General features: G+C 68.6%; 10 protein-coding genes. 6 read left to right on the plus strand and 4 right to left on the minus strand.

Features of this window, described 5'->3' with window-relative positions:
• Window positions 1-11: 11 nt before the first annotated feature.
• Window positions 12-749 carry a DUF3027 domain-containing protein gene (locus tag UK23_RS19000; RefSeq protein WP_231114571.1) on the plus strand — a complete coding sequence of 246 codons (738 nt, stop codon included), beginning with the start codon at window positions 12-14 and terminating at the stop codon, window positions 747-749.
• Window positions 746-3,520, plus strand: a complete 2,775-nt coding sequence (locus UK23_RS19005; protein WP_045312894.1) for a sacsin N-terminal ATP-binding-like domain-containing protein — start codon at window positions 746-748, stop codon at window positions 3,518-3,520. Before UK23_RS19000 ends, UK23_RS19005 begins: the two co-directional genes overlap by 4 nt.
• Here UK23_RS19005 and UK23_RS19010 read toward each other — a convergent pair.
• Genes UK23_RS19010 through UK23_RS19020 form a run of 3 tightly spaced genes read right to left on the minus strand, consistent with a single transcriptional unit; the run spans window position 3,486 to window position 6,706 of the window.
• Entirely contained in the window at window positions 3,486-4,748 is a 1,263-nt protein-coding gene (locus UK23_RS19010; RefSeq protein WP_082114775.1) for an MFS transporter, read from the minus strand. The two genes, UK23_RS19005 and UK23_RS19010, sit on opposite strands and share 35 nt — an antisense overlap.
• Before the next feature lie 58 nt (window positions 4,749-4,806).
• Window positions 4,807-5,232, minus strand: coding sequence for a MarR family winged helix-turn-helix transcriptional regulator (locus UK23_RS19015; protein ID WP_045312896.1), 426 nt, complete (start codon window positions 5,230-5,232; stop codon window positions 4,807-4,809).
• Window positions 5,233-5,272: 40 nt separating this feature from the next.
• Complete coding sequence (locus tag UK23_RS19020) at window positions 5,273-6,706, minus strand: NCS2 family permease (protein ID WP_045312897.1); 1,434 nt, start codon at window positions 6,704-6,706, stop codon at window positions 5,273-5,275.
• 16 nt (window positions 6,707-6,722) lie between these two features.
• On the opposite strand from UK23_RS19020, the gene UK23_RS19025 reads away from it, so the two are divergent.
• Both UK23_RS19025 and UK23_RS19030 read left to right on the plus strand, forming a co-directional pair.
• The gene (locus UK23_RS19025; RefSeq protein ID WP_045312898.1) at window positions 6,723-6,986 is read left to right on the plus strand and encodes a DUF2530 domain-containing protein; all 264 of its coding nucleotides are present in this window, start codon (window positions 6,723-6,725) and stop codon (window positions 6,984-6,986) included.
• Window positions 6,987-6,995: 9 nt separating this feature from the next.
• On the plus strand, window positions 6,996-7,760 hold the full coding sequence (locus UK23_RS19030) for an ABC transporter permease (RefSeq protein ID WP_045312899.1): 765 nt from the start codon (window positions 6,996-6,998) through the stop codon (window positions 7,758-7,760).
• Between the two features lie 128 nt (window positions 7,761-7,888).
• Here UK23_RS19030 and UK23_RS19035 read toward each other — a convergent pair whose 3' ends face one another.
• On the minus strand, window positions 7,889-8,509 hold the full coding sequence (locus UK23_RS19035; protein ID WP_045312900.1) for a superoxide dismutase: 621 nt from the start codon (window positions 8,507-8,509) through the stop codon (window positions 7,889-7,891).
• Window positions 8,510-8,600: 91 nt separating this feature from the next.
• Here UK23_RS19035 and UK23_RS19040 point away from each other — a divergent pair, with 91 nt between their 5' ends.
• The gene (locus UK23_RS19040) at window positions 8,601-10,253 is read left to right on the plus strand and encodes an ABC-F family ATP-binding cassette domain-containing protein (RefSeq protein WP_045312901.1); all 1,653 of its coding nucleotides are present in this window, start codon (window positions 8,601-8,603) and stop codon (window positions 10,251-10,253) included.
• Window positions 10,250-10,660: a hypothetical protein gene (locus UK23_RS19045; protein ID WP_045312902.1), complete on the plus strand. Its 411-nt coding sequence runs from the start codon at window positions 10,250-10,252 to the stop codon at window positions 10,658-10,660. Before UK23_RS19040 ends, UK23_RS19045 begins: the two co-directional genes overlap by 4 nt.
• Window positions 10,661-10,754: the final 94 nt, after the last annotated feature.

Raw genomic sequence — 10,754 nt, forward strand, 5'->3', positions numbered from 1 at the left:
CAATTCACCACGTGACCGCGACTGAGATGCTCCTCGACGCCGTTGATCTCGCCCGCGCCGCCGCCGAGGAAGAGGCGGGTGTGGAACGCGTCGGCGCTCACGTCGGGGTGCACGGCGAGGACGAGTACTCCGTCACGCACCTGTTCGAGGCCGAGCACGCGGGCTACCGCGGCTGGAACTGGGCCGTGACCGTCGCCCACGCGGGCGAGGGCTCCCCGGTGTCGGTCAGCGAGGTCGTGCTGCTGCCGGGCCAGGACGCGCTCGTCGCGCCCGAGTGGGTGCCGTGGAGCGAACGGGTCCGCGCCGGCGACCTCGGCGTTGGCGACCTGATGCCGCCCCGCGAGGACGACCCGCGCCTGATCGAGGCGTACGTGCAGTCCGACGACCCGGCTGTGGAGGAGGTCGCGCTGGAGATCGGCCTCGGCCGCACGCGCGTCCTGTCCCGCGAGGGCCGCCTCGACGCCGCCGAGCGCTGGGTGTCCTCCGACTTCGGCCCGCGCTCCGACATGGCCCGCAGCGCCCCCGCGCACTGCGGCACGTGCGGCTTCTACACCCGCGTGGCCGGAGCGTTCGGTGCCGCGTTCGGCGTCTGCGCGAACGAGATCGCGCCCGCAGACGGCCACGTCGTCCACGTCGAGTACGGCTGCGGCGCGCACTCGCAGGCCGAGGTCGACATCAGCCCGATGGTCCCGGTCGCCGACCTGGTCTACGACGACGCACAGCTGGACGTTCTGGACGTCTCGGAGTGACCGACCCGTTCGGCACCGAGGCCCTGCGCACCTCGGTCCTTTCCGCGTGGCGTGGTTCGCCCACCCGGTTCCGCGAAGACGCGAACGCAGAAGAAGACCTCCGTCTCGGTGGCTACCGGGACCGCCTGCTCGTCGAGCTGGCCCAGAACGCGGCCGACGCGGCGGGTGCCGAGCCGGGTGTGTTGCGGATCACTCTCGTCGACGGCGAGCTGCGTGCCGCCAACACGGGTGCTCCGCTGACCGCTGCCGGCGTCGCTGCTCTCGCCTCTCTGCGTGCTTCGGCCAAGGAGTCCGGCGTCGGGCAGTTCGGTGTCGGCTTCGCGGCGGTGCTCACCGTGTCGGACGCGCCGCGGGTGGTTTCTACTTCGGGCGGTGTGGAGTTCTCCGCCGCCCGGACGCGCGCCGAGGTGCCGGAGCTGGCTTCCGAGCGCGGCGGCGACGTGCCGGTGCTGCGCCTGGTGTGGCCGATTGCCGAGTCGGTTCCCGACGGCTTCGCGACCGAGGTGCGGTTGCCGCTGAAGGTCGACCTGTCGCTGGACGACCTGGCCGCCGAGGTGCCGGACCTGCTGCTGGCGTTGCCCGGTCTGCGCCGCATCGAGGTCGGCTCGCAGTCGTGGGAACGTTTCGTCACCGCCGACGGCGTCGTCACGATCGGCTCGACCCGGTGGCTGGTGGAGCAGCAGTCAGGAGAGCTCGCCGCCGAGTTCGTCCAGGGGGTCGAACACCGTCCTGAGTGGACGGTCACGTGGGCCTACCCGCTCGACTCGGAGCTCGGCGAGGACGTGCTGCACGCGCCGACGCCGACCGACGAGCGCCTGTCGTTGCCGGCTCGGCTGATCGCGACCTTGCCGGTCGAGCCGTCGCGTCGGCGGATCCTGCCCGGCCCGGCGGCGTGGTCGGTGCTGGACGCTGCTGCTGCTTCGTACCCGGCTCTGGTCGCTCGGGTGCCTGCTGTCGAGCGGACCGCTCTGGTGCCGCTGCCCGGTTTCCCGCTGTCCGAAGTGGACGATCGGCTGCGCACCGCGGTGATTCGTTCGCTGCGGGCTGCTTCCTGGCTGCCGCTGGCCTCCGGTGAGTGGATCTCGCCTGCCCGGGCTCGGGTGCTGGACGTGGGGTCCGAGGAGCTCGTCGAGCTGGTCGAGGACGCGCTGCCCGGGCTGCTGGACGCCGAGCTGTCCGCGCCGGTGCACGCGAAGGCCTTGGCCGCGTTGGAGGTTCCGCGGGTTTCGACTGCCGAGGTCGTGGCCGCGCTGGCCGGTGTTTCCGGCGATCCGGGGTGGTGGCGCGACGTTTACGCGGCCTTCGCGCCACTGGCCGAGGTCGATCCGGACGTTCGCGAGGCTCTGCAGTCGTTGCCGGTGCCGTTGGCCGATGGGCGGACGGTCACCGGGCCTCGTACGACTTTGATCGCCGACGAGCCGCTGCCAGGGCTGCGGGTCGTGCATCCCGATGCGGTGCACCCGTTGCTGGTTCGGCTCGGGGCGGTCGAGGCGGGGGCTTCGGAGCTCCTCGCCGATCCTTCGCTGCGCGAGAACGTGGCTCGGTCGGTGGAGGACGCCGAGGCGGGGCTCGACGGCGAAGATCTGATCGAGACCGTGCTGCGGCTGGTCGATCGAGCAGCGTTGCGTGCGGGCGAAGAACCGTGGCTGGGTGCCCTGGCCCTGCCTGATGGTGCTGGCGAGTGGCACCGGGCCGACGAGCTGTTGATGCCGGACTCACCGCTCGTCGGAGTGGTCGAGGCGGACGCGTTTCCGTTGCTGTCCAAGGAGATCGCTGAGGCGTACCCGCGGTCCGCGCTGGTCGCGATCGGGGTGGTCGACGGGTTCTCGCTGGTGGTCGACGACGAGCCCGCCGGGCCTGATCACGATCTGCCGGACGAGTCCGCGTGGTGGTCTTCGATGCCGGACGAGCCTCGTCGAGTGGTGGCCGTCCGCGACCTGGATCTGGTCGCCGACTGGCCGGCGGCGTTGCGGCTGCTGGCGTCGGATCCCGTTACCTGGCGGGCTGTTGCCGAACCCGACGGGTACACCGGGTGGTGGATCGCTCGGCACGCTTCGCTTGCCGGGAAGGCGCCGCGCGAGTACCGGCTGGCTGAGGCAGCGTTGCTGGACGGGCTTTTCGACGCCGTGCCGGATCTCGAGCTGCCCGAACACGTGTTGCGTGCTGCCGGCGTCCGGTCCCGGTTGGAGATCTGGGACGACGATGATGCCGAGTTCGTCCTGGAGCGGCTCGGGGACGCGGATCGCGCCATCGCGGATGCCGTTGTGCTGCGGGCGCATGCGGCGTTGCCTGAGGGGGACTTCGCGCCGCCTGAGCGGGTTCGGGTGTTGTCCGGCGAGGTAGTGGCCGCGGACGACGTCGTGGTGCTTGATCACCCGTGGTTGCTCGGCGTGGTGCCGGCTTCTCGGGTGTTGCTGGCTGACGGGTCCGAGGAGCTGGCGGACCTGTTGGACCTGGCGTTGGCTTCCGAGGAGTTCGACGGGTCGCCGGACCACGTAGGTGAAGTGGTGCAGTGGCAGGACCTGGCTGCTGTTCGAATGGCTTGTGAGCTGCTCGAGGTGGCGTTGCCCGACGGGGTCGTCGTCGTGCACGAGCAGCTCGTGGTGGACGGGCAGCGGGTCGAGTGGTGGATGGCCGACGGGGTGCCGCATGCCGCGGACACGCCTGAGGGGCTCGCGCGGGCGTTGGCCTGGGTGGCGCAGCGGTGGGAGGACCGGCACACGTTCGCCGCGCTGATCACCGATCCGACGGCTGCAACTCTGCTGGGCTGACCGGCTCTTCCGCTCGCTGCCTGCGCAGGCGGGGCTTCGCGATGTCGCCCCGCCGCACCAGGATGACCCACGCGGTGATGGTGACCAGCATCGAGACCGCGCCGCCCACGATGATCGGCGCGCGGCCGTTGATCTCGCCCAGCCAGCCCATCAGCGGGCCGCCCACCGGGTTGCCGCCCAGGAACACGAGCATGTAGATGCCCATCACCCGGCCGCGCATCTCGGGTTCGACGGCCAGCTGGATGGTGGCGTTCGCGGTGGTGTTGAAGGTCATCATCGCGATGCCCACCGGGATCATCATCAGGCCGGTCAGGAGCATCGTCGGCATCATGCCCGACACGATTTCCAGCAGGCCGAAGACGACGCCCGCGCCGATGAAGACCGTCAGGCGAGGGGTCTTGCGGCGGGCTGCCCACGTTGCGCCCGCGAACGTGCCGACTGCGATGAGTGTGGAGAGAAGCCCGTAGGCGTCGGCGTCGCCCCCGAAGACGTTGCGGGCCATGATCGCGAGGGTCATGTAGAAGTTCATGCCGAAGGTCGCGATGAAGAAGACCAGGAGCATGACCGTGAGCAGGTCTGGGCGGTGCTTCACGTACCTCAGCCCGGAGAGGAGTTGGCCCTTCTCTCGTGGCACGGGGGCGGCGCGTAACAACTGGGAAGTGCGCATCAGGTAGACGCCCAGGACGACGCCCACGAAGCTGATGGCGTTGGCCAGGAAGACCCAGCCGGTGCCGATGGCGACGATCGTGACGCCGGCGATGGCCGGTCCGACGATGCGGGCCAGGTTGAACATCATCGAGTTGATGGCGACGGCGTTGGTCAACGAGTCGCGGCCGACCATCTCGACGACGAACGACTGGCGCACCGGGGTTTCCACGGCGGAGAAGCATCCGAGCAGGAAGCAGAGCACGTAGACGTGCCAGAGGTGCACCACGCCGGTGACGTCGAGCAAACCGAGAGCCAGCGCGCAGATGCCCAGCGCGGATTCGAGCCAGAGCAGGAGCTTGCGCTTGTCCATGCGGTCGGCGAGCACGCCGCCCCACATGGAGAGCAGCAGAACAGGCAAGAACTGCAACGACGCCGCGAAACCCAGCGCGACCGGAGAGCCGTTGGTGAGCTCGAGGACCAGCCAGTCCTGGGCCACCCGCTGCATCCAGACGCCGACCAGCGAGATGATCTGGCCAGAGGCGTAGAGGCGGTAGTTGTATATGCCTAACGATCCGAACATGCCGGTACGACGAGGTGGCGAACTGTCTGCTCCACCACCCGCGTAACCTGCCACGTCCTTACTGCCCCGCCATCCTGTCGATGATCTCGGCGGCCTCGGAGAGCAGGGCCCGTTCGTCGGGCTCCAGTTCCGCCAGCCGCTTGTCCAGCCACGCCTCGCGCGCGGTGATCTCGTCTTCCAGGTACGACAAGCCTTCGCCGGTCAGCTCGACGATGGCTTGACGGCCGTCGGTGGGGTGCGGGCTGCGCGTCGCGAAGCCGAACTCCTCCAGCGCTGCGATCACGCGCGTCATCGACGGCGGTTGCACGCCTTCCTTGGCCGCCAGTTCGCCTGGGGTCAGTGGTCCGCACTTGTGGAGTGTGGACAGAGCGGACACCTGCGTCAGCGACACCGACGAGTTGGTGCGCTGGGCCCGCAGGCGACGGTTGAGGCGGACCACGGCAAGCCTGAGCTTGCTCGACAGTCCGTGCTGTTCGGTCGCCACGTAGTTAGCATACCTCACGAAATAGTTTCCTGCCGAAAGGTCAGTTGAGCAGGCCCTGGATGGGGCCCAGGGCGAAGTAGATGACGAACGCGGCGGCCACGACCCACATGAGCGGGTGGATGCCCCTTGCTTTGCCGGTCATGGTCCTGAGCAGCACGTAGCTGACGAAGCCCGCGCCGATGCCGTTCGCGATGGAGTAGGTGAACGGCATGACGACGATGGTGAGGAACGCGGGCAGCGCGATGGTGAAGTCGGCGAAGTCGATCTCGCGGATCTGCATCATCATCAGCGCGCCGACGATCACGAGCGCGGGGGCGGCTGCTTCGATGGGCACGATCTCGTAGAGCGGCGTGAAGAACATCGCGAGCAGGAACAACACGCCTGTGACGACGTTCGCGAGACCGGTGCGGGCGCCCTCGGCGATGCCGGACGCCGACTCGATGTAGACGGTGTTCGACGAGCTGGACGCGGCACCACCGGCCACGGCGCCGAGGCCGTCGACGAACAGGGCCTTGCTGACGTTGGGGAGCTGGCCGTCCTTGTCGATCAGGTCGGCCTCCTTGCCCAGGCCGGTCATCGTGCCGACGGTGTCGAAGAAGTCGGTGAGGACGAGCGTGAAGACGATCAACGCGGCGGCCAGCGCCGGGAGCCTGGTCCACGCGCCGAACGACACGTCGCCGAGCAGGCTCAGGTCCGGCACGCCGAACACCTTGTCCGGCAGGGCGGGGTAGCCGAGGTTCCAGCCCTTGGCGTTGGTGCCCGCGGACGGACCGGCCTTGACGATCGCTTCCAGGATGATCGCGAAGATCGCGGTGCTGACGATGCCGATGAGGATCGCGCCCTTGATCTTGCGTGCGAACAGCACACCGGTGACCACGAGTCCGACCACGAACACGAGCGTCGGCCAGCTGGCGATCGAGCCGTTGATGCCGAGGCCGACCGGAACGGTGGTGTTGGCGGCGTCGGGGAGGCGGCGCACGAAACCGGCGTCGACCAGGCCGATGAACGTGATGAACAGGCCGATGCCGACCGCGATGGCGGCTTTCAGCTCGTTCGGCACGGCGTTGAACACCGCGGTCCGCACGCCCGTGAGCACCAGGATCAGCACGACCAGGCCGTTGACGAGGATCAGGCCCATCGCCTCGGGCCAGCTGACTTTCGCGGCCACCGAGACGGCGACGAACGAGTTGATGCCGAGGCCCGTCGCCAGCGCGAACGGGTAGTTGGCGATCAGTCCGAAGAGGATGGTCATCACGCCGGCGACCAGCGCCGTCACCGCCGCGACCTGACCCACCGGGAGGATGTTGCCCAGCACGTCGGGGTGCGCGCCGGGCCCCGTCGGCGCGAAGCTGCCGATGATCAGCGGGTTCAGCACCACGATGTAGGCCATCGTGAAGAAGGTCACGACGCCGCCGCGCAGTTCGCGCGCCACGGTCGACCCGCGCTCGGAAATCTTGAAGAACCCGTCCAGCATCTGGTCTCCTAACGATGTGTCCGAACGCGACTCCGCCCCGCACCCGCCGCCGTTGCCGCACCGGCTGGCCGACCCAGTGCCGGTCGTGCTGGGTGGAACCGCGCTGTGGTTCCTCGGTTTCCTCGTGGTGCTCCTGCTCGACCGCTCGAACAGCACGCTGCTCTGGACGACCCTGTCCGGCGGTCTGCTCGGGATCATCGGGTACGGAGTGTTCTACTGGCAACGCCGGGCGGCGAGGCGAGGGTCACGAACTGCGCAACAGGGCCTCGACGACGTCTAGCGGATCGCGATGATCGACGCCACCGACTGGGTCCGGCTGCTGATCGTCTGCGTCCTCTTCACGGTCGCCGCCGGCGCGATCGCCTGGGCCACGGGCCTCACCACCCCGAAGCCGTTCCTCAAGGCGGCAGCGAGAGCGGTGGCACAGCTCGCCGCCGTCAGCGCCGTGATCACGCTCGTGCTCAACCACCTCGGCCTGACCGGAGCCTTCCTCGCCCTGATGGCGATCGTGGCCACCGCGACCTCGGCCCGCCGCACCGGGACCGGCTGGAAAGGCACGTGGGTGGCCGTGGCCATCCTGATCGGCTCCGTGCCCGCGCTCGCCCTGCTGATCCTCATCGGACTGCTCCCGGTGAAGGGCATCGCGCTGATCCCCGTCGGCGGCATCCTGATCGGCGGCGCGATGACCGCGACCACGCTCTCGACCAGACGAGCGCTCGACACCCTCAACGACCGCCACGGCGAGTACGAGGCCGCCCTCGCGTTGGGCTTCATGGAACCGACAGCGGTGAGGTTCCTCGTCAGGCAACCCGCGGCCGAGGCGTTGCTGCCGCCGCTCGACCAGACCAGGACGGTCGGGCTTGTCACCCTTCCGGGTGCTTTTGTCGGCATGCTCCTCGGAGGGGCTCCCGTTTGGCAGGCCGGCGCACTACAACTCGTGGTCCTGCTCGCGTTGCTCGCGGTGGAGGTGGCGGCGGTCGCCACGGTGGTCGAGCTGGTCGCGAGGGGCCTGATCAGGAGGGCTTCCCACGGAAGCGAAGTTAGGCTAACCTAAGTCCCGTCGCTTCGTGGTGGGAGCGGCAGTCAGTTCGGGAACGGACGAGGCCCCCGCTCTGGGCAGAGCGGGGGCCTCGTCGTATCCGGCGACGGGGAGGCTTTGTCGGAGCACCCACCGCCGAAGAATCAGAGCTGCAGGCCGTTCTGGCCGGCGCGCGCGGCCTCGAAGCGAGCCGAGACGTCGTCCCAGTTCACGACGTTCCACAGCGCCGAGATGTAGTCGGCCTTCAGGTTGCGGTACTGCAGGTAGTACGCGTGCTCCCAGATGTCGAACGCGAGCAGCGGCGTGGTCGCGATCGACAGGTTCGAGTGGTGGTCCTTGAGCTGCAGCGTGACCAGCTTCTGGCCGATCGGCTCCCACGCGAGGATGCCCCAGCCGGAACCCTGGATGGAGGACGCGGCTGCGTTGAGCTGACCGCGGAACTTGTCGAACGAGCCGAAGTGCTCGTCGATCGCGGCAGCGAGCTCGCCCACCGGCTTGTCGCCGCCGTTGGGTGAGAGGTTCTTCCACCACACCTGGTGCAGCGCATGGCCGGCCAGGTGGAACGCCAGCGTGGTCTCGAGGCCGACGATCGAGCCGAACGACTCCTTGTCGCGGGCTTCCTCGATCTGCTCCAGCGTGTCGTTCGCGCCCTTCACGTAGGCCGCGTGGTGCTTGCCGTGGTGCAGCTCGTTGATCTCACCGATGATCGCCGGCTCGAGGTCGCCGTAGTCGTAGTCGAGATCCGGCAGCACGTACTGGGCCATGACATCTCCCCATTTGCAATCTCTTGGTACTTGCAACTTACTAGCAACAAGGTCGAGTTAACCAGTTGCGAGGGCACGTACCGTCGAAAGCGTGTCCGTGCTGACAGCCAGGAATATTTCGCTGTCGTTCGGTCCGAGGACCGTGATCTCGGAGGTTGATTTCGATGTTTCGCCTGGTGACCGCGTCGGTCTGATCGCGCCCAACGGTGTCGGCAAGTCGACTTTGCTCCGGCTGCTGTCCGGTGAGCTGCGACCCGAGACCGGATCTGTCTCATGCACCGGAACCGTCGCGCACCTGACGCAGGAGACCCTCCACCATGCTGGAGAGTCGCTGCGGGACCACCTCGCGCGCAGAACGGGTGTCGCCGAAGCCGAGAACTGGTTGCAGCGCGCGGCCGAAGCGCTCGGTAGAGGAGAAGGCGAGGACTACCCGGACGCGCTCGATCACTGGACCGCCATCGGCGCCGGTGACTTCGGCGAACGCGCGGACGCGGTGTGCGAACGCCTCGGCCTGCAGGCCGACCTGCTCGACGGACGGGCGTCCGACGAGCTGTCCGGTGGCCAGCAGGCGCGGCTGCGGCTCGCGGCGGTGTTGCTGACGCGCGCGGACGTGTTGCTGCTCGACGAGCCGACGAACGACCTCGACGGCACCGGACTGGAACTCCTGGAGTCCCACGTGCAGGGGTATGCGGGCGCGATCGTGCTGGTGAGCCACGACCGGGAGTTCCTGGCGCGCACCACGACCGCGATCGCCGAGCTCGACGAGTTCTCGCACAAGCTGACGGTGTTCGGTGGGGGCTGGGACGCGTACGTCGACGAGAAGGCGAACGCGGGCCGGCGCGCGCAGGAGGAGTACGACGCGTACGCGGCCAAGCGCGACTCGCTGACCCAGCGCAGCCGGCAGGTCAAGGAGTGGTCGCGCAAGGGCGTGCGGCGGGCGACGAGTGCCAAGGCGCACAACGACGAGCCGGACAGGAACGTCCGTGCCGGGCGGGTGCGGGCAGCGGAGAACCTGACCGCCAAAGCGTCCGTTGTGGACCGTCAGCTGGACCGGCTGGAGGAGGTCGAGGAACCGCGCGAGGCGTGGCAACTGCGGCTCACCCTGCCGTCGGCCGGGCGGGGCAGCTCGGTCGCGTTCACGTTGCGCCACGCGGTGGTCAGCCGCGGCGACGTGACGCTCGGGCCGATCGACCTCACGATCGGTGCGGGCGAGCGGTGGCGGATCACCGGACCGAACGGATCGGGCAAGTCGACGTTGCTCGGCGCGTTGCTGGGCCGGATCCCGCTGCGCGAGGGTGATCGTTCGATCGGGCCGGGCGTGGTGGTCGGCGAGGTCGACCAGCTGCGGGCCGAGTTCGCTTCGGACGAACCTGCACTGCGGATCGTGGCCGATTCGACGGGGCTGCAGGACGTCGAGGTGCGCACGCTGCTCGCGAAGTTCCGGCTGGGCGCGGACGCCGTGCTGCGGCCGGCGCGCGAGCTGTCGCCGGGTGAACGAACGCGCGCGGGATTGGCCCTGCTGCAAGCTCGCGGAACGACGTGTTTGGTTCTCGACGAACCTACGAACCATCTCGATCTGCCGGCGATCGAACAACTGGAACAAGCGCTCGACAATTACGAAGGAACGTTGTTGCTGGTCACGCACGATCGGCGGCTCGCTTCGGCCGTGCGGGTGGATCACGAGATCAACGTGCGCGACCTCCTCACGTTTCCTCGTGTTAAGGGTGGAAGATATGAGCCATGACCACCGAGGAGGACTGGCCGGTCGAACAGACCTGGTCGATGCGCAACACCCACTGGCATGCCTATGTGGAACACACGTCGCTCGACCACGCGTCCCCTCGGCAGGTCCGGCTCGAGCGCACGCCTGAGGAAGTGCTGACGTCGCCGGCCGAGGTGGCGGCGTGGCTGGAGGTCAACCTCCGCAGCGCCACCCGGCCGGAGGAGACCGGCAAGAAGCGCGTGAAGGACGAGCGCGACTTCACCGACTCGAACCGCGTGCACGCGTCGCTGGCCTCGCGCGGTGAGTCGATCTACACGGGCGTGAAGGGCGAGCTCACGCTGGCCGTCGAGGCGGTGACGCCGGACGAGTGCCGCACTTCGCACGACGGTGCGGACGTTGCGCCCTTGAAGTCGGGTCGCCGCCGCTAGATCGACCCTCAGAACGTGCTCTGGGGGAGTTTCGTGAGGTTCGTGCAGTTCGACGAAGTCGGCGGAACGCGTCTAGACGGTTGATTCCAAGGGT

Origin of the sequence: Lentzea aerocolonigenes, from assembly GCF_000955955.1 — a bacterium.
Classification (GTDB): Bacteria; Actinomycetota; Actinomycetes; order Mycobacteriales; family Pseudonocardiaceae; genus Lentzea; species Lentzea aerocolonigenes_A.

Bases quoted from the DNA above. Each gene is read 5' to 3' on its own strand.
- UK23_RS19010 (WP_082114775.1), bottom strand. From the start codon at position 4,748: ATGTTCGGATCGTTAGGCATATACAACTACCGCCTCTACGCCTCTGGC.
- UK23_RS19020 (WP_045312897.1), bottom strand. From the start codon at position 6,706: ATGCTGGACGGGTTCTTCAAGATTTCCGAGCGCGGGTCGACCGTGGCG.
- UK23_RS19045 (WP_045312902.1), top strand. From the start codon at position 10,250: ATGACCACCGAGGAGGACTGGCCGGTCGAACAGACCTGGTCGATGCGC.
- UK23_RS19035 (WP_045312900.1), bottom strand. From the start codon at position 8,509: ATGGCCCAGTACGTGCTGCCGGATCTCGACTACGACTACGGCGACCTC.
- UK23_RS19030 (WP_045312899.1), top strand. From the start codon at position 6,996: ATGATCGACGCCACCGACTGGGTCCGGCTGCTGATCGTCTGCGTCCTC.